15 protein-coding genes and 1 pseudogene are annotated in these 18,267 nt (G+C 40.1%); 14 read left to right on the forward strand and 2 right to left on the reverse strand.

The window, feature by feature from the left end; genetic code table 11:
- Positions 1–53: 53 nt before the first annotated feature.
- From CYP84_RS00280 to CYP84_RS00340, 13 genes and pseudogenes are all read left to right on the forward strand, one after another.
- Positions 54–761 carry a thioredoxin domain-containing protein gene (locus CYP84_RS00280; protein WP_103636292.1) on the forward strand — a complete coding sequence of 236 codons (708 nt, stop codon included), beginning with the start codon at positions 54–56 and terminating at the stop codon, positions 759–761.
- Between the two features lie 279 nt (positions 762–1,040).
- Positions 1,041–1,247, forward strand: a complete 207-nt coding sequence (locus tag CYP84_RS00285; RefSeq protein ID WP_004317725.1) for a twin-arginine translocation signal domain-containing protein — start codon at positions 1,041–1,043, stop codon at positions 1,245–1,247.
- 77 nt (positions 1,248–1,324) lie between these two features.
- Positions 1,325–1,519 (forward strand): annotated as a pseudogene (locus tag CYP84_RS10925) (hypothetical protein); the annotation flags it as partial.
- Positions 1,520–1,579: 60 nt separating this feature from the next.
- Positions 1,580–4,234: a formate dehydrogenase subunit alpha gene (locus tag CYP84_RS00295; protein ID WP_430393501.1), complete on the forward strand. Its 2,655-nt coding sequence runs from the start codon at positions 1,580–1,582 to the stop codon at positions 4,232–4,234.
- Between the two features lie 10 nt (positions 4,235–4,244).
- Positions 4,245–4,805, forward strand: coding sequence for a formate dehydrogenase FDH3 subunit beta (gene fdh3B, locus CYP84_RS00300; protein ID WP_103636294.1), 561 nt, complete (start codon positions 4,245–4,247; stop codon positions 4,803–4,805).
- A 314-nt stretch (positions 4,806–5,119) separates the two neighbouring features.
- Positions 5,120–7,063, forward strand: coding sequence for an FTR1 family iron permease (locus CYP84_RS00305; RefSeq protein ID WP_103636295.1), 1,944 nt, complete (start codon positions 5,120–5,122; stop codon positions 7,061–7,063).
- A gap of 20 nt (positions 7,064–7,083) precedes the next feature.
- A complete protein-coding gene (locus tag CYP84_RS00310) occupies positions 7,084–7,605 on the forward strand; it encodes an iron transporter (RefSeq protein ID WP_004317727.1) in 522 nt (173 codons plus the stop codon).
- 51 nt (positions 7,606–7,656) lie between these two features.
- Positions 7,657–9,036: a Fe-S-containing protein gene (locus tag CYP84_RS00315; protein WP_103636296.1), complete on the forward strand. Its 1,380-nt coding sequence runs from the start codon at positions 7,657–7,659 to the stop codon at positions 9,034–9,036.
- Positions 9,033–10,325: an ABC transporter permease gene (locus CYP84_RS00320; protein WP_103636297.1), complete on the forward strand. Its 1,293-nt coding sequence runs from the start codon at positions 9,033–9,035 to the stop codon at positions 10,323–10,325. Before CYP84_RS00315 ends, CYP84_RS00320 begins: the two co-directional genes overlap by 4 nt.
- Positions 10,312–11,454 carry an ABC transporter permease gene (locus CYP84_RS00325; RefSeq protein WP_103636298.1) on the forward strand — a complete coding sequence of 381 codons (1,143 nt, stop codon included), beginning with the start codon at positions 10,312–10,314 and terminating at the stop codon, positions 11,452–11,454. The genes CYP84_RS00320 and CYP84_RS00325 overlap by 14 nt, the downstream gene beginning before the upstream one ends.
- A 1-nt stretch (position 11,455) precedes the next feature.
- The gene (locus CYP84_RS00330; RefSeq protein WP_103633289.1) at positions 11,456–12,145 is read left to right on the forward strand and encodes an ABC transporter ATP-binding protein; all 690 of its coding nucleotides are present in this window, start codon (positions 11,456–11,458) and stop codon (positions 12,143–12,145) included.
- Positions 12,135–12,629: a TlpA family protein disulfide reductase gene (locus CYP84_RS00335; protein WP_103636299.1), complete on the forward strand. Its 495-nt coding sequence runs from the start codon at positions 12,135–12,137 to the stop codon at positions 12,627–12,629. Before CYP84_RS00330 ends, CYP84_RS00335 begins: the two co-directional genes overlap by 11 nt.
- A 9-nt stretch (positions 12,630–12,638) precedes the next feature.
- Entirely contained in the window at positions 12,639–13,217 is a 579-nt protein-coding gene (locus CYP84_RS00340) for a hypothetical protein (RefSeq protein ID WP_103636300.1), read from the forward strand.
- A gap of 47 nt (positions 13,218–13,264) precedes the next feature.
- Here the strand turns inward: CYP84_RS00340 and CYP84_RS00345 are convergent, their stop codons facing one another.
- Together CYP84_RS00345 and serS are read right to left on the reverse strand one after the other, a co-directional pair.
- On the reverse strand, positions 13,265–15,631 hold the full coding sequence (locus CYP84_RS00345; RefSeq protein WP_103636301.1) for a tetratricopeptide repeat protein: 2,367 nt from the start codon (positions 15,629–15,631) through the stop codon (positions 13,265–13,267).
- The gene (gene serS, locus CYP84_RS00350) at positions 15,631–16,875 is read right to left on the reverse strand and encodes a serine--tRNA ligase (protein WP_103636302.1); all 1,245 of its coding nucleotides are present in this window, start codon (positions 16,873–16,875) and stop codon (positions 15,631–15,633) included. Before serS ends, CYP84_RS00345 begins: the two co-directional genes overlap by 1 nt.
- 79 nt (positions 16,876–16,954) lie before the next feature.
- Here serS and CYP84_RS00355 point away from each other — a divergent pair.
- Positions 16,955–18,267 (forward strand): site-specific DNA-methyltransferase (locus CYP84_RS00355; RefSeq protein ID WP_103636303.1); only part of this gene is annotated, 1,313 nt, incomplete at its 3' end.

Consider the following 18,267-nt stretch of genomic DNA (forward strand, 5'->3'; position numbering starts at 1 on the left):
TATTCATTTACAAAAAGCAAATATAATCCGCCAAATTTTTAAAAAGGATAAAAATGAAAAAAGTGATCTTAGCCTCAATCATCGCGGCAACTAGCCTAATGGCAGCAAGCGATAAGCAAATAGAGGAGTTCTACTCTCAAATGGTTGATAGCAGTGTAAAAGTAAAGGTAGCTGACCGTCACAAAGTTGCAGGCGACATCGAAGCTGTCGTTGTGAAGTTAAGCAAAGATGGCAACTCACAAGATGAGATAGTATTTACAAAAGGCGACTTCATCTTCCCAGACGTGATCGATCTAAAAGAGCAAAAATCATACCTAGCTGAAGTGAAAAAAGAGGTCATCGCAAAGGGAATTTCTAAAATTTATAAAGATGAGGACAAGGCAAACATCATCGTTCTTGGCAGCGATCCTAAAAAGCCAACTATCATAATGTTTTCAGACCCTGAGTGCCCATACTGCAGAGCTGAGCTAGCAAAGATCGAGACAACGCTAAAAGATAACAACGTTGAGATCGTCCTAACTCCAGTGCATGACATCTCATCACTTCAAAAAAGCTCACTAATCTACAAAGATGCAAAAGCTGCTAAGAGTGACAGTGATAAGGTTAAAATTTTAAGAAAATACTACGCTGAAGACTACAATGTAGATGATAAGAGCGTTAGTAAAGAAGATGTCGCAAAGATCGATAATCTGCGCAAAAAATACTTTGCAGCTGGTGTTAGATCAGTGCCATTTATCGTAAATAAAAGCGATCTAAAATAACATTTTCTAGGGAGCTCTCCCTAGAATTTCTACTACAAATAAATTTTATAAATTTAAAGTATATTTAACTATATTTTTAATAAATACTTAACATTCTTAATTAAACTTTTATATTTACTTTGCTTAACTTAGAAATATGCTAAATTTACATAGTTTAACTTTAGGGCGCTAAAATACCCTAAAATAGGCTGTTTGCGATATTTTAGAAATTCTAAATATGCAAATTTTACATATTATTGAACCAAATTTCTCAAAAATTTTGAGGCATAAGGAGGAAAAATGCAAGGATCAAGAAGAGATTTTCTCAAAAAATCTCTAAAAGTCGGTGCTGCCAGCGGAGTACTCGCAGTCTCAGCTGTAGCAAAAGTGACTAGCGATGACTTGGCTCCTGATGACAATGGCGTTGTCGTAGGCAAGTCAAACAAAAAAGAGGTGCTTTATAAAAAAAGCAAAAACTGGGAAACCTACTATAAAATCGCATACTAAGGGAGAAAACCATGAGTGATGCACGTATAGGAAGACGTTCATTTTTAAAGCTAGCCGCACTTGGTGCTGGCACCACAATGGCTTTTGGACAAAATGATACGATAAGACACGCTAGCGCAGAGGAGATAAAAGATCCTTTCCCTGGCTCAAAAAAGGTTAGAACTATTTGTTCTATATGCTCAGCAGGCTGTGGCATCGAGGCTGAGGTACAAGATGGTGTTTGGGTTCGCCAAGATATGGCGATGTTTCACCCGATATCTCAAGGCTCACACTGCTCAAAAGGTATCGATCAGATCGACCTTACACACAGCAAACAACGCATCAAATATCCTATGAAAAAGGTTGATGGCAAATGGCAGAGAATTTCATGGGATCAAGCTGTAAATGAGATCGGCGATAAGATGCTTCAGATCCGTAAAGAAGATGGTCCTGATAGCGTTATATTCTTAGGATCTGCGAAATTTAACAACGAGCAAGCATATTACTTTAGAAAATTTGCTGCGTTTTGGGGCACAAACAGCAACGACCACGTAGCAAGAATTTGACATAGCGCAACAGTCGCCGGTGTGGCGAATACTTGGGGTTATGGCGCGATGACAAACCACTTTGGAGATATGGCTGCAAATTCAAAATGTATATTTATAATAGGTGCAAACCCAGCTGTGGCAAATCCAGTTGGCGGCATGAAGCACACTTTGCAAGCAAAAGATAGAAACAACGCAAAAGTGATCGTAGCTGATCCAAATTTTACAAAATCAGCCGCTCACGCTGATCTATACCTAAGACAAAGATCAGGCACTGATATAGCACTTGTTTATGGCCTTATCCATATCATCTTAAAAAATGGCTGGGAAGATAAAGAATTTATAAAAAATAGAACTTACGGCATCGACGAGATAGCAAAAGAGGCTGAGCACTGGACACCAGAGGTCACATCTGACGTTACAGGCGTGCCAGTTGATAAGCTAATGGAAGCTGCAAATATCCTAGCTCATACAAAACCAGGCACTGTGATCTGGGCACTTGGCATCACTCAGCACTCAGTTGGTAGCTCAAATACGAGAATTTTACCTATCCTTCAACTAATCCTAGGCAACATGGGCAAACCAGGCGGCGGCTGTAACATCATCCGTGGTCACGACAACGTTCAAGGTTCAACCGATATGTGTAACCTCTCAGATAGCTTGCCGATGTATTACGGACTAACTGACGCGGCTTGGAAGTACTACTGCCAAGGCTGGGGCGTTGATTATGATGAGTTTATCAAACGCTTTGCAGTCTCAACTAAAGAGCCAAAACAAGGTGGCACACCAGTTAAAAACACTGTTTTTGAAGAGTATTATTATCACGATCCTAAAAATCCAGAGGATAGAAACTGGAGAAATGAAAAAGGCTGGTCACTTTCAAAATGGTGGCAAGGCGTCTTGAAAGAGGAAAATACCTTTAGCAGTGGTGCGTTAAGAGTTCTTTGGGTTCAAGGAACTGGTTTAACATCTATGGCGCACCTAGCTAAAATTCAAGAAGCGGCTTCAAAACTAGATATGATCGTAGTTGCTGAGCCATTTGTAAATGAAATTTCTATCCTTTCAGATAGAAAAGATGGCGTTTATATCTTGCCAGTGGCAACTGCCTTTGAAAACGAAGGTCACCTAAACGCTACAAACCGCTCAGGTCAGTGGAGAACTAAAGTCGTTGACCCACTTTATGAGAGCAAGGGCGATCACGAAGTAATGTTTGCATTTGCTAAGAAATTTGGCTTTTACGATGAATATGTAAAAGGCATGAAGATGGCTGTCGTAGATAGAGAGCTAAAACAAGTTAAAGATGACTTTGTATGGCCAGATGATGCGACAAACGAGATAGCAAGGGTTGGAAATTCTATCGGTTATGGTGGCAGAACTGCTGAGATGTTTAGACGTCACCAAGCAAACTGGGATAAATTTGACCCAGATACGCTAATAGGTCTTGGTGGCGAGGTAAAAGGCGAGTACTACGGCAAGCCATGGCCAGCATGGGATGAAAAACACCCTGGCACACCGATACTTTACGATATGAGCAAGTCTTATGCAGAGGGCGGCTCTGGCTTTAGAAACCGCTTTGGCCTAGAGCATAACGGCGTTAGTCAGCTAGCTAGCGATGAGAGCACACTTGTTGGCTCAGCCATAAAAGGTGGCTACCCACAAATAACTAAAGATAATATAGAAAAAGTCCTAGGCATCACTCTAACAGAAGAAGAAAAAGCTAAGATAGGACCTAGCTGGAGCATGGACTACAGCGGTATCATCTTAGAAAAATGCCGTGAAAAAGGGGTCGTGCCGTATGGTAACGCAAGGGCTAGAGCTATCGTTTGGGAATTTCTTGATCCTATCCCAAAACATAGAGAGCCTATCCACTCACCACGCTGGGATCTTGTCCAAAAGTATCCGACATTTGATGATCAAGCTAGAAATTTCCGTGTTTCTACTAAATTTAAGTCAGAGCAACAAGCAAAAGACTGGTCAAAAGAATTCCCTATCGTATTTAGCACGCAACGCGTTGTAAATTTAAGTGGTGCGGGAATGATCGAAAGAACAAGTAAATATCTCTCAGCCATCACACCTGAGATGTTTGCTAACGTCCATCCTGAGCTTGCTTTAAAATACGGCATAAAAGATCGCGATATGATGTGGATCCACAGCCCACAAGGCACGAAGATCAAAGTAAGGTGCTACCACAGCTATATGGTAACTCCAGATAGAATTTGTATGCCTTACAACTTCGCTGGCGTTATGCAAGGTGTCGATCTCTCAGCTCGCTACCCAGAGGGCACTAAGCCTTATGTTATCGGCGAGAGCTTTAACACAGTTACTAACTACGGATTTGACCCTGTTACTCAAATTTCAGAATTTAACGCAGGTCTTTGCCGCATAGAAAAAGCTGAAGAGAACACCTTTAAAACGTCGTTTTATCACGAGTATGGCGAAAGAGACGCCCTAGGTAAAGAGTAAGGAGAGAAAAATGGCAAGAATGAAATTTTTTGTAGATACTAATAGATGTATCAGCTGCTTTGGATGTCAAGTCGCTTGCTCTTCTGCTCATGAGCTTCCAGTGGGAATTTATAGAAGAAAGGTCATCACTCTTCACGATGGTATCGAGGGTAAAGAGGTATCAACCACTATCGCGTGCCAGCACTGCACCGACGCGCCTTGTGAGCAAGTTTGTCCGGTTGATTGCTTCTACATTAGAGCTGATGGCATCGTGCTTCATGATAAAAACAAGTGCATAGGCTGTGGATACTGCTTATATGCTTGTCCATTTGGTGCGCCACAGTTCCCTAGAGACGGGGCATTTGGCGTAAAAGGCGTAATGGATAAATGCACTATGTGCGCAGGCGGTCCAGAGCCAACTAACTCACACGAGGAGAGAGAGCTTTACGGTCAAAACAGAATGGCTGAGGGCAAAGTGCCTATGTGTGCGGCTATCTGTTCTACAAACGCACTTTTAGTTGGCGACGCTGCTGAGGTTTCAAATGTATATCGCAAACGCGTTATGCTAAGAAATACAGGACTAAACGTATAACACTAAGGAGGGCGCTTGCTCTCCTTTTAAATTTATAAAATTTAAATTATTTTTATGATTTTTATAATCTAAAATTTCATCAATAATTTTTCTTATCTATTGAAATTAGCAAAAATATATAACTTTTTTATCTCGATATGAAATTTTGATCTAACCCTCTAAAGCCCTAAATTTACGTAAAGTTGATTATTAGATTGTAAAAAATATTATTTATGCTTTCAATTTACATTCTTTTATGATAATCGTTTTTATTTTAATCAAAGTAAAGGCTTGCTAATATTCGGGCAAAATATATTTTACAGGTGGTTTAACTAATGAATAAATTTTTTAAATTTATGCTTATCATGCTACTGCCTATCTGGCTTGTAGCAAAAAATGACGACTACACACAAGTCGCAGCTCAGATAAAAGAGTCATTACAAAAAGTAATAACAGAGTATAGAGCTGGTAACGTCGAGCAAGCAGTTAGCGATACTCAAAATGCTTATTTTGGTCTATTTGAAGATGTCGAAGCTGGCATCAGAATAAATTTAGGTCAGAAAAAAGCTTACTCTATGGAGAAGCAGTTTGGCGAGATCAGAAAGGCGATAAAAGCTGGCGAAGCACCAGATGATGTGCAAAAAAGAATAGATCAGATAAATAGCGAAATCGCTGAAGTTTTGCCAGTTATTTTAAATGGACATAAGCTTGTTGGTGAGTACTCAGACAGCCCAGCACAAGCTGCTACAAGTGGCTATGACACTTCTAAATTTATCCCTGAGTGGAAGGTAGCATTTGAAAATTTATCAGCTACTTTGGATAAAGCCATAGCAAGCTACGAGAGCGATAAACAAGATGATGCTAAAAATTCTATCCAAGATGCTAAATTTAATGATTATAGAAACACTCAACTTGAAATCGCCGTTCGTCAATATATAGAAAATGGCAAAAGCATAGATGCTGACATCCAAAGAAAGATGGGTGAAGCGATCAGTGGCATCACAAATGGCATAACAAAAGATGATTTTAAAACAAAGCTAGAAGAGATCAAAAAACTAGCTTATGATGCCGTTGCAAAACTCCCAGCTGAAACAGTAAAACTAGCAAAAGTTGATATGAGTAGTGCAGCATCTAGCGATAGCAGCGAAGATAGTGGCACAGACTACACTCAAACTGTTAAAAACATAAATGACAAAATTCAAGCAGCCATCGCGCTTTACAAAGGCGGCAATAGCGCTAAAGCTATGGGCGATATCCAAGACATCTACTTTGATGAGTTTGAAGGTAGCGGCATGGAGAACAAAGTAGGTGCGATAGATGTAAATTTAAAAACAGCTATCGAAGCTACATTTGGTAACCTTGTAGCCCTTATGAAATCAGGTGCAGACGAAAAAACACTTGAAGAGAGCGCAAGCAAGATGTCATCTCAGCTAGCAGCTGCACTTGAGAAAACTAGCGGTTCAAGCTCACCTTGGACGCTATTTATCTGGGCGCTAACTATCATCTTAAGAGAGGGCTTTGAAGCTCTTATCATCGTTGCAGCCGTCGTTGCATATCTTGTAAAAACTGGCAATGCAAAATCTATGGGCAAGGTCGTATATAGCTCAGTTGGCGTGGCTGTCATCTTAAGCTTTGTCATGGCTTGGATAATGAACATCATCTTTGGCGAGGCAGCAGGTCAAAAAAGAGAGCTTATGGAAGGCATCACGATGCTTGTTGCAGTGGGACTTCTATTTTATGTTGGCTTCTGGCTTCTTTCAAATGCTGGCGCTAAAAAATGGAACGACTACATCAAATCTCACTTATCTGAGTCTATCTCAAGTGGCTCAAGCACGATGCTTTGGTGGACTGTATTTTTAGCGGTATTTAGAGAGGGCGCTGAGACAGTGCTATTTTATCAAGCGCTTATCTTTGACGCAAAAGACTCAGCTGGCTACTCAATGATCGCAGCTGGCTTTGTTGTAGGTCTTATCGTTCTTTTAATAGTCTATTTCTTATTTAAAATTTTCGCTATTAAAATTCCTATTAAGCCATTTTTTATATTTACATCAGCTATCATCTTTTACATGTCGATCGTCTTTGTTGGCAAAGGCGTTGGCGAGCTAGTTGAGGGCAAAATTTTCATCCCAACTATCATAAAAGGACTAAATTTTCCTGACTGGATGAGAGACTGGCTAGGACTTATGCCATATTACGAGAGCTTAGTACCTCAAATCATTATGGTGCTTGCCCTAATTATAGGCATCGTTATCATGAAATCAAAACAAAATAAAAACTAATCTTATATAAAGGAGAGGATATGAATAAAATTCTTAGTTCAGCTCTAGCACTTAGCCTAGCAGCTGGTTTTGCACTTGCTGGAGAACACCCAATCGGCGAGCCTGTAGAGGCTAATGGCATGGAGATAGCTGCAGTTTATCTTGAACCAATCGATATGGAGCCAAAAGGCGTTGATCTAGCTCCAAGCTTGGCTGATCTTCACTTAGAAGCTGACATCCACGCTATAAAAGGCAACAAAAACGGCTTTGGCGAAGGCGAGTGGATCCCATATCTAAAGATCAACTATGAGCTAAAAAACCTTGATAATGGTAAAACTAAAAAAGGTACATTTATGCCTATGGTTGCAAGCGATGGCCCACACTACGGTGCTAACGTAAAAATGGATACAGGTGTTGGTAACTATGAGCTTAAATTCCACATCGACAATCCAGAAAAACAAGGCTTTGGTCGCCACGCTGACAAAGAGACTGGTGTTGGTAAATGGTTTGAGCCTTTCACAACAACTTATAAATTTCAATGGACAGGTGGTCCTGTTAAATAATTACTTTGGGGCGTTCTCGCCCCTTTTTAAAAATTCTCATAGGGTTTAGTTATGTCAATTTACTTCTATCAGGTCTTTTTAGCCCTCCTTGGATTTACGCTTTTTGCTGCCTTAAATAACAATGGCAAAAGTTTAAAAACGATCTTTTTACCATCATTTCTTGGTGTTGTTGCTGGTGTGCTTATCTTTAAAGCTGCTCGTCATGCGCTTGTTGATGACCAGTTTAAAATTTTCATAGATTCAGTGACACTGGTTTTTCTACTAATTAGCATTTTATGGATATTTTTCGAGCTTAAGATAGCAAAAATCGTAACATTTTTTATTTTAGGCATCGGCTTTGGCTTTGGTTATAGCTCAAGTAGCGCTTTGTTCCCGTTATTTGGCGGCGAGCTGCTTGACACGCTTTCAGTTATAAGCTTCTTTTTGATGATCTTTGCGATGATCTTGATGCTATTTTTATTTTTCTTCATTTCAAATTTAAAATCTAGCATCCCATCATCAGTAGCTAAAATTTTAGCTTTTATCACATTAGTATTTTTGCTAGTTGATAGAAGCTCGCAAACTGCACTTGAGCTTTTACGTGCAGGCGCTTTAAAGATAAGTAGCGAGCTAAATTCTCAAATTTTATCTATCAGCGCAAAAGGCATCTATGTCACAGAATTTAGTGCCTATTTTTATATAGTTGTGATCCTACTTTTATGCATCATCGCACTTTGCTTCATGCCAAAAAGTATCGATAAGAGCACGTTTGGCTCTATCAAATACCGCTTTACAAAAGCCATTAGAGAAAATGTCTTTGACAATGCAAAATTTGCATTTTGCAGCGTTTTAATAGCGCTTGGCTTTTCACTTTATTTTGATCTTTACGCATCTCGCCCACCTCAAATTTCAGAGCCAGTCTTGGTTGAGCCAGTGGGAGATAAATTTATATTTGATGTTGATATGTTAAAAGATAATGAACTTCACAGATTTGCCTACATCACAGATGAGGGCAAGCAGATAAGATTTTTCTTGCTAAACCGCTTTAGCGACCGCGTCTCGCCTGTCATCGTCTTTGACTCATGCATGATTTGCGGCGATATGGGCTACATAAAAAGAGGCAATGACCTTATTTGTATCTCTTGTAATGTTAGAATTTTCTTGCCTTCAGTTGGCAAAGAGGGCGGTTGTAACCCGATCCCTATGGCATTTACCTTTGATGGTAAAAATATCATAGTGGATTATAAAACGATCGTCGCAGGGGCAAACTACTTTAGTAAGGTTGTCGAAAAGATGGTGCTTGATCCTGTAAGCCACAAAAAGGTGAGCAATCTTGATTCAAGATCATATTTATACTATGGACGCACATATTTCTTTGAGAGCAACGAAACTCAGGCGAAATTTGAAGCAAATCCAGAAAAATATGTAGAAACAAATGGAACGTTAAAATGAAAAATATGCAACTAAGAATGATAAAAAGCTCGATCACTGGTTCAAAGGTGCAAAAGACGATGGCGTTTATCACCATCTTGCTAGCTGCTCTTTTGATAGCTTGCATGCTAAATATCACGCTAAAAATCGGCGATCAAGTGGCAAGCGAGCTTAGAGGATATGGCTCAAATATCGTCGTTTTGCCACGCGGTGAGAGCCTAAGCATCGAGATCGAGGGTAAAAATTTCACCCCACTAAAATCACAAAATTTACTCCCAGAAGCTGATATCTACAAGATAAAAGAGATCTTTTGGCGAAATAACATCGTCGCTTTTACTCCGTTTTTAGAGACAAAGGTAAAAGACGCTAAGGGCGATGAGTTTAGCTTTGAGGGGACATATTTTGATAAAAATATCGGACTAAAAGATGAGCCAGAATTTAGCACAGGCGTTAAGAGCTTGTATGGATTTTGGGGCGTTGAGGGTGCTTGGCCAAAAGATGAGAGCATGGATGAAATTTTAGTCGGCGAAGAGCTTGCAGGCGCTAAAGGCTTAAAGGTTGGCGACAAGCTTAGCCTTGTGGGCAAAAACGGCACAAAAGAGGTTAGCGTGGTTGGCATCTTAAAAGGAGCAAGCGATGAGGCACATAAGCTAGTTGGCTCACTCAAACTTGCTGGCGATCTCTCAGGACACGCTGGCTCATATACAAAAGCTGAGGTCTCAGCCATGACGATCCCAGAAAACGACCTATCGCTAAAGGCTAGACGAAATTTAGACAACCTTGATAGCGCAGAGTACGACAAATGGTACTGCTCGGCCTATGCAGGCTCTATCGCATTTCAGATAGAAGAGAATTTACCAAACGTTAGCGCAAAAGCAAGCCTTCAAGTAAGTGACGCTGAGAGTAATATCGTAAAGAAAATTCAAAGCTTAATGGGTATCGTTAGTATCATCGCTCTTGTGGTCTCAGCTATCGGTATAACATCGCTAATGACAAGTGAAATTTACCGCCGTAAAAAAGAGATCGGCCTTTTAAAAGCAATAGGCGCAAGTAACTTTGAAATTTACGCACTTTTTGCTAGCGAGAGCCTTGTGGTTGCCTTTTTTGCAGGCATCACGGGAGCATTTTTAGGATACGCACTAAGCTACGTGATGTCTTATATCATCTTCTCTCACGGCATAGGCATAGCATGGATCGTGCTGCCAATTAGCGTGGCATTTGCCTTGCTTATCTCAGTCGTTGGCTCGCTAATGCCAATGAGAAACGTCATAAATTTACTACCTGCGGAGGTGCTATATGACCGCAAATAGCAAATTCTTTTACAATATAATCTACAAAAGCCTAAAAAATGGCTCATCAAGGGTTATGGTTATCGTCATCTCGATCTTGCTTGGAGCGTGCGTATGTGCGGCATTTGTCAATGTCTATCTGGACATCGACTCAAAGGTCTCACGCGAGTTAAAAACTTATGGTGCAAATATGATCTTTGCTCCAAAAGATATGGCGACAAGCGATGATATGAGCGAAAAAACTTATAATGAAATGATCGCTAAAGTGCCAAAAGACAAGCTTCTTGGTGAGAGTGGATATCTCTTTGCTCAGGCAAATATCGGTCCGACAAATGCCATCGTCATGGGGACAAAATTTAGCAATCTAAAAAAGGTTAAGCCGTTTTTAGATGTTAGAGATGGAACTATGATAAATGTTGATTTTGACGATAAAAACGTGCTAATAGGCGTCGATCTTGCTCGTCAAGCTGGCTTTAAAGCAGGCGATGATATAGAAATTCGCGCTATTGGCTCAAATGAGAGCATAAATGTAAAGATAAAAGGCGTAGTGGCAAGTGGCGACAAAGAGGACGCTCTTTTGATCACGTCGCTATCTTTGGCTCAGCAAATTTCAAACAAAGCTGGCAAGATAAACTATGCTGAAGCTGTTGTGCTTGGAAATTTTGACGAGATAACATCGCTTGCAAAGACTATTAGCAACGACGAAATAGTTGCTAAACCAGTGGCAAAAGTTTCAAAGTCTGAGGGCTACATCTTAGAGAAGATCAAACTTCTAATGGCGCTTGTGAGCCTTGTCATCTTGCTCATTACTTCAATGTGCGTAAATACAACGCTTAGTGCTATCTTGCTTTCAAGGTCACGTGAGATCGCACTTCTTAGAGCTATAGGTGCAAGCAAAAAAGATGTATTGAGGCTATTTGGCTTTGAGACATTTGTGACAGCACTTATTTCAGCGTTAGTTGGAGCGTTTTTAGGTTATCTACTAGCTCAAATTTTAGGTTATGCGATATTTGATTCTAGTATTGATTTTAGAATTCTAAGCATCCCAGTAGCTGTGGTCATATCACTTCTTTTTGCAGCGATCGCAGCGTTTTACCCGATTAAGCGGGCACTTAATAACAAAATGGCAGATACACTAAGAGGAGAATGATATGCAAAATGCACTAGAACTTAAAAATATTTGTAAAATTTTTGGCGATGTAAAAGCACTTGATGATATAAGTTTTGAGGTTAAAAAGGGCGAGTGGGTCAGCGTCATGGGACCAAGCGGTAGCGGTAAGAGTACGCTTGTAAATATCCTTTCTCTAATGGATACACCAAGTAGCGGCGTCTATATGCTTGGCGGCGATGATGCGAGCAACCTAAATGCCGACGATACGCTTAAATTTAGACGTGAAAAGATCGGCCTTATCTTCCAGCAGTTTCACCTCGTGCCATATCTTAGTGCCCTTGAAAATGTGATGATAGCGCAGTATTATCATAGCTCAGTCGATGAGGAGGACGCTAAAAAAGCTCTTGAGGCAGTTGGACTATCTCACAGGCTCACACACAGACCAAGCCAGCTAAGTGGTGGCGAGCAACAACGCCTTTGTATCGCGCGCTCACTCATAAATGACCCTGAAATTTTAATAGCAGATGAGCCAACTGGTAACCTTGATGAGGCAAATGAGAGGATCATACTTGATCTTTTTTGCAAGCTAAGAAAAGATGGTAAGACGATACTTCTAGTCACGCACAACCCAGATCTAGGCGAGTACGGCGATAAGATCGTATATCTAAGACACGGCAAGTTAGAGAAAATTCGCACTATCGAAAATCCAAAGGTGCCAAATGAAATTTAAATTTCTATTTTTGTGCCTGGTCGCAGCTCTAGTTATGGGCTGCGTCAAGCAGTATGAGAAGCACCACATCACACTAAATGACTCAAGCGGCATCGACACGCAGTTTTTCCCTACTGAAAAGCGCCTAAAGATAGGCGATAAGCCTTATATGCTATTTTTCTTTGGCACGGACTGCGGGGTGTGTAAAGCTGCGATCCCTGATCTAAACGCACTTGAAAAAGAGTATGGCAAAGAGGTGCAGTTTATTGGCATTTTAGGACCTAGCAAGGGCTTTGATAAAGACATTGAGCTTTTAAAAGAGCACAACATCACTTTTAAAACCACAAGCGATAAGGTTTCGGTGGATTACTTCAGTAAGGCAGTTGGTGGCGTTATGGGCGTGCCGGTTATCTATTTTTTTGATAAAGATGGTAAGATGCGATCAAAATTTATCGGTCTTACACCAAAAAGTGTGCTTGAAGGTGCTATAAGATCGCTCTTATAGGAGTGAAAGATGAGAAATTTAGTTTTATTTGTCCTGGCGGTGTTTTTTGTCGGATGTGCTAGCAGCACGCCAAATATCTCGGTAAAAACGAGCGATCCGATCTTTTTTACGCTTAGTGAAGCAAACAGAAGCGTCTATGTAAATTTTAAAAATAGCGCGACCGGACAAGACGTAAATGCTGAAATTTTAAGCGAATTTGCAAAGGCTGGCTTTAGAAATGAGCCAAATATCAAAAATGCCGACTTCATCATTCTTGGCGACGTGCAAAGTTTTTCTAGGACAACCAAAAGAGATCCTAGATTTTCAATGGGCATGGGATATGGCTTTGGCAGACCAAGTTTTGGCTTTGGCTACTCGATGTTTTTCCCATTTGACTATGATGACGATGATGACTTTAGCACAAACAGCTATGCTTACTACATGCAAGTAAGTGTGCTAGTGCGCCCAAAAGATGGCGGTGAGAAAGCGACAAATATATCGCTCATGCAAGCTGGTAATGTCTATTCGCCAAGCTATATCTGGCCATTTTTCAAAGAGCGCCTAGCAAAACAGATCGTTGGCTTTTTTTTTAACGTCTCACAAAGGTAGAGAAATTTATCTAAAGCTAGGCTTTTAAAGACCTAGCTTTAAATTTTCTAGTTATCTATCATAAAATCATAAAATTCGTTGTTATATCCTACGTTTCCTACTTTGCTGTATTGTATAAGAGCTGCTTTTATGTTATCGATTTGCTGATACATAAAGCCAAGGGCGGCTCTGTTTTCAACAGCGCTTGGATCATTTAGCTTTGTTAGCTCCAAAAGTGCGATCGCATTTGTTATTTTGTTCGCTCCAGTGGCCGCCACAGAGGCTAAAAATAGCGTTCCAGCGTCATTTATCTTAAACTCGTCTATGACCTCATTATAAAGCTTATAGCTCTCATCAAAGTCGTTTGTAAAGATATCCACGTAGGCTAGAGTTTGGATCAAATTTATATTTTTTGGCGCACTCTTTAGCTCGGCTCTTAGCTTGTCACGCTCCCTTGTTAGCAGGCCTGAGATCTGAAGTAGCTTGATGTATTGCTTTTTGATTATGTCAGCGCCGTGATAAAAGGCATTTGAGTCGAGATTTTTATCGTTAAAGTAAATTTGTATCGCTTTTGCATACTCTTTGATGTTTTGATCTTTGTTTTTAGAGATGAAATTTAAGATATTTGCGATGATGTCATTTGGCAAAATTTTCATGAGCTCATCAGCCTTTTTTGACATTAGCTCGTCGTTGTTTGAGATTTTAGCGGTGATGATATCAAAGGCCAAATTTAGCGTCGTAGGCTCTTTTGGCTCTTCAAGCCACCTTATCATCGCACTTTGGTTGCCGCTAACTAGGCTTAGAAGCGAGGCATATAAATTTACAGGCTTTAGGCTTTTGTCGTTTTCTAAATTTTCTCCGATCTCTTCAACTAGTTTTGGATTTAAATTTCTATTTATATCCATGCAGATAGCCCCAAAGATGCCAGAGAGGTGGTTATTTACGTCCTGATGATAGCTTGCTATAAAGTGCTTTGCAGCAAGGCTAAAATTTCCAAGCTGAGCGTAGCTAAGAGCTAGGTTATACTGCAAGATCGAGTGGTTTGGATAGGCTTTGGCAAGCTCTTCAAAGTCCTTGTTTGCCTCTTTTAAGCGGTAGTTAAGTGCCTTTGCGATGGCTTCGCTAAGTTTGGCATTGACCTTTGAGGCGGCGGCACTTTGGCTAAGGTAGTCATTTGCCGCTGAGGTATCGTCTAAAAAGACACTAACTCCACCTTTTCTTATCTGCTCGATGCTCTGTTTTGCGTCAAAAACCTTGTAAGGTGCGAAGTAAAAGAGCGTCTCATAGCGCCTTGTTCTATCAAAAAACATATCGTCGCTAAAGTGCGCCTGAGCTAGGCTGACGTCAAAAAGATCTGGCTTTAGTATGGTTTTTATCTTGTAAATTTTACTTGGCATCGAGGCGTTGTAGTCATAAACATCTTTGATAAATGCCGCCGCGTCGCCATAATCAGCAGTCTTTAGATCGATCAGCGCCTCAGTCATCTTGATAAGGTCGATATTTGGCGTATTTTTAGAAGCCTTTGTTAGATAGTCTCTTGCCTTGTCGTATTTGCCAAGCCTTGCATAAAGCTGCGCTAGCGTAAAGTCAGCCTTAAACGCCTTTTGCCCTTCAAGCTTAGCTATGGCTCTCTCATCGTCGCCAAGAAGCGATAAAATTTTAGCGCTTAGGTAGGCATACTCGCCCTTATAGTCCTCCGTGCTAGGGTGCGAGAGTGCTTGCAGTGCCTCGTAATAATTACCCTTGTAATAATTAACTAGCGCATAGTAGTAGCTGTAAAGTGGCGAGCTGTTTTCATATTGCAAAAAGGAGTCCGCAAGCCCTATGTAGTAGTTGAAATTTTTAGTGTTATTTAGCTCGAGTGAGCAAACAGCGGCGTTTATGGCGCTAACTGCGGTGTTTTCGCGGTCGGTTATCGCTTTGTTAAAGGAGATAATTGCCTCATCGCATTTTTCTTGTTTCATCTGCGAAACGCCGAGGTTGTAGTTTGAAAGTGACTGGTTATAAACAGCTATGTTTTCATAAATTTTTAACGCTTCAAATTTATTGCCACGCTCATAGAGCTGGTTAGCCTTGTTTATCATCTCGTCGATCTTTGAAGCGCCAAAATTTTGTGTTTGGTAGTTGTTTTCTATATTTTTTACGATAGCTGTAGTGTCTATCTCCTCTTTTTTATCTTTTTTTAGCAAGACGATTAACAAAACAACTATCAAGATGACAAGCACCAAAGCAGCCGCACCGATGATGATAAAGAGCTTTTTCTTGCTCTTTTTTACTGGTATTGGCTCTGGGATGCTCTCATCTTGTAGCACGCCATCACTTGCGATGCTCTCAAGCGAGACGATCTCTTCAGGTGCCTCGGCTTTTGCCTCTTCAGGCGCTTGCTCTGCTTGCTCGCCAGGTGGTTTTAGAACTACAACCTCTTCATCAGCCACTACATATACCTTTTAAGAACTTCTGGAATTTCGATAGTGCCATCAGCTTTTTGGTAGTTTTCCATTATTGCTATTAGCGTCCTGCCAACTGCCAGACTTGAGCCATTTAGGGTATTTACAAGCATATTTTTCTTGCCATCCTTAAAGCGAATTTTCGCTCTTCTTGCTTGAAAGTCACGAGTATTAGAGATAGAGCTTATCTCGCGGTATTTGCCCTGACCTGGTAGCCAAACTTCAAGATCCACCGTCTTTGCCGCGCTAAAGCCTAGATCGCCGCTGCAAAGAAGCATGTGGCGGTGAGGCAAACCAAGGCTAGTTAGCAAGTCGCTCGCGCAAGATATCATCTCAGCAAGCACGCCCTCGCTTTGATCAGGCTTTGTAATGCTTACAAGCTCGACCTTTTCAAACTGGTGCTGGCGGATCATGCCTCTGGTGTCACGTCCTGCTGAGCCTGCCTCTTGGCGGAAGCATGCTGAGTAGCAAGTCATCTTTATAGGTAGCTGCTCGGCTTCAATGATCGTGTCATTGTATAAATTTGTCACGGGCACTTCGCTAGTTGGGATGAGATAGAGGTCCTCGTCGCGTACCTTGTAAAGATCCTCTTCAAATTTAGGCAGCTGACCGGTGCCAAAAAGTGTGTTTGAGCTTACTAGATAAGGGACATTTACAAGCTCAAAGCCTCGCGCGCTGTTAAAGTCGATCATGTAATTAACAAGCGCTCTACTAAGCCTTGCTCCCATGCCACGAAGCACGGTAAAGCGAGATCCTGAGAGCTTTGCGCCTCTTTCAAAGTCAAGCCAGCCAAGGCTCTCACCTAGCTCCCAGTGCTCCTTTGGCGTAAAGTCAAATTTAGTTGGTTCAAGCACCGTTTTTATGCAGACATTATCGTCCTCGTCCTTGCCAAATGGCACGTCATCGTCGGTGATATTTGGCATGCTAAATGAAATTTGCTCAAGCTTTTCTTCATATTGTTTAACGATCTCATCAGCGTCAGCAAGGGCAGCTTTGTTTAAATTTAGCTCACTTTTAAGCTCGCTCACATCTTCACCAGCTCTTGCTTTTACGCCAAGATCCTTGCTCTTTGCATTTTGGATCGCTTGGAAATTTTCAAGTGCTTTGCGCTTTTGCTTTAGCTCGTTAAAAGTGAGTAAAAGCTCGTCTAGCAGGCTAGCTTTAACGTTTTTGCCCTCTAGTTTTTTTACGAATTCATCGTAGTTTGTCTCAAGTAGTTTTAAATTTATCATCGTTTCTTGTCCTTGTTGAATTTAGGGCACATTTTAGCGAATATTAGTATAATTTTGACTAAAACTTAAAGGAGGCACGATGCAGGCACAAGATATTTTTGATAATAAAAATATTACAGCAAATAGCAAGCAGTTGGCTATTTTAAAACAAAATTTTCCAAACTGCTTTAATAAAAGTGGTAAATTTGACATTGAAACGTTAAGTCAAATTTTAGGTGTAGAAAATATCAAAAAAGAGGGTTTTGAGTTAAAATTTTTAGGCAAATCTTATGCGAGATTAATGGCGAATTTAAATACCAAAACACTTTTAATGCCAGATATCGATCATAATTCTAAAAACGAAAATGCACAAAATTTACTCATAAAGGGTGATAACCTCGAAGTATTAAAACATCTTAAAAATGCTTATTTTGAAAGTATTAAGATGATCTACATCGATCCACCTTACAATACAGGCAGTGATGGATTTGTGTATAAAGATGATAGAAAATTTAGTATTGATGAACTCTCTAGTCTAGCTGGTATCTCACAAGAAGAAGCCAAACGTGTGCTTGAATTTACTGCAAAAGGTTCAAATTCACACTCTGCGTGGTTAAGTTTTATCTATCCGCGTCTTTATATTGCCAGGGAGCTACTTCGCGATGACGGCGTGATATTTATAAGCATTGATGATAACGAACAGGCACATCTTAAAATTTTATGTGATGAAATTTTTGGAGAAGAGAATTTTGTGGCTTGTTGCCCTAGGATTACAAAAGTTCAAGGAAAATCAACTAACGAAATAGCAAAAAATAATGATTGGCTTTTTTGTTATGCAAAAACAATGACTCTAAAACAAAATGAAGTTAATGAAGAAGATTATTTTAAACAAGACGAATTTTTTAAAGAGCGTGGTGGCTATAAAACGAACCAAACACTAGATTATAACTCATTACAATATAGTAAAACAATGGATTATGAAATAGATATAGATGGTAAAAAATTCTATGCTGGTAGCGATTTTAATTCATTTCAAGAAAGGAAAAATGGTAATCATGGTAGTCTAGATTGGGTTTGGCGTTGGAGCAAAGATAAATTTAAGTTTGGATTGGAAAATGGGTTTATCGAAATTATAAATAACAGGATTTATACAAAAACATACTTTAAAGCCAAAATTTCTAAGAAAAAACCATATAAAATTGAGTTTTTTGAAAGAACAAAAGCCATTTCAAGTCTTGAATTTACTAACAGTAAATATTCTAATGATAATTCGACCAAGGAATTACAAGATATTTTTAAAATAAAAAACTTGTTTAATTATCCGAAAAATACAGGTTTATTAAAATTTTTAATTTATCAAACTACGAGCGATACTGATATTATTCTAGACTTCTTCGCTGGCTCTGGCACGAC

This window comes from Campylobacter concisus, from assembly GCF_002912425.1.
GTDB classification, from domain to species: Bacteria; Campylobacterota; Campylobacteria; order Campylobacterales; family Campylobacteraceae; genus Campylobacter_A; species Campylobacter_A concisus_AH.

Bases quoted from the DNA above. Each gene is read 5' to 3' on its own strand.
- CYP84_RS00280 (WP_103636292.1), top strand. From the start codon at position 54: ATGAAAAAAGTGATCTTAGCCTCAATCATCGCGGCAACTAGCCTAATG.
- CYP84_RS00285 (WP_004317725.1), top strand. From the start codon at position 1,041: ATGCAAGGATCAAGAAGAGATTTTCTCAAAAAATCTCTAAAAGTCGGT.
- fdh3B (WP_103636294.1), top strand. From the start codon at position 4,245: ATGGCAAGAATGAAATTTTTTGTAGATACTAATAGATGTATCAGCTGC.
- CYP84_RS00305 (WP_103636295.1), top strand. From the start codon at position 5,120: ATGAATAAATTTTTTAAATTTATGCTTATCATGCTACTGCCTATCTGG.
- CYP84_RS00310 (WP_004317727.1), top strand. From the start codon at position 7,084: ATGAATAAAATTCTTAGTTCAGCTCTAGCACTTAGCCTAGCAGCTGGT.
- CYP84_RS00315 (WP_103636296.1), top strand. From the start codon at position 7,657: ATGTCAATTTACTTCTATCAGGTCTTTTTAGCCCTCCTTGGATTTACG.
- CYP84_RS00320 (WP_103636297.1), top strand. From the start codon at position 9,033: ATGAAAAATATGCAACTAAGAATGATAAAAAGCTCGATCACTGGTTCA.
- CYP84_RS00325 (WP_103636298.1), top strand. From the start codon at position 10,312: ATGACCGCAAATAGCAAATTCTTTTACAATATAATCTACAAAAGCCTA.
- CYP84_RS00330 (WP_103633289.1), top strand. From the start codon at position 11,456: ATGCAAAATGCACTAGAACTTAAAAATATTTGTAAAATTTTTGGCGAT.
- CYP84_RS00335 (WP_103636299.1), top strand. From the start codon at position 12,135: ATGAAATTTAAATTTCTATTTTTGTGCCTGGTCGCAGCTCTAGTTATG.
- CYP84_RS00340 (WP_103636300.1), top strand. From the start codon at position 12,639: ATGAGAAATTTAGTTTTATTTGTCCTGGCGGTGTTTTTTGTCGGATGT.
- serS (WP_103636302.1), bottom strand. From the start codon at position 16,875: ATGATAAATTTAAAACTACTTGAGACAAACTACGATGAATTCGTAAAA.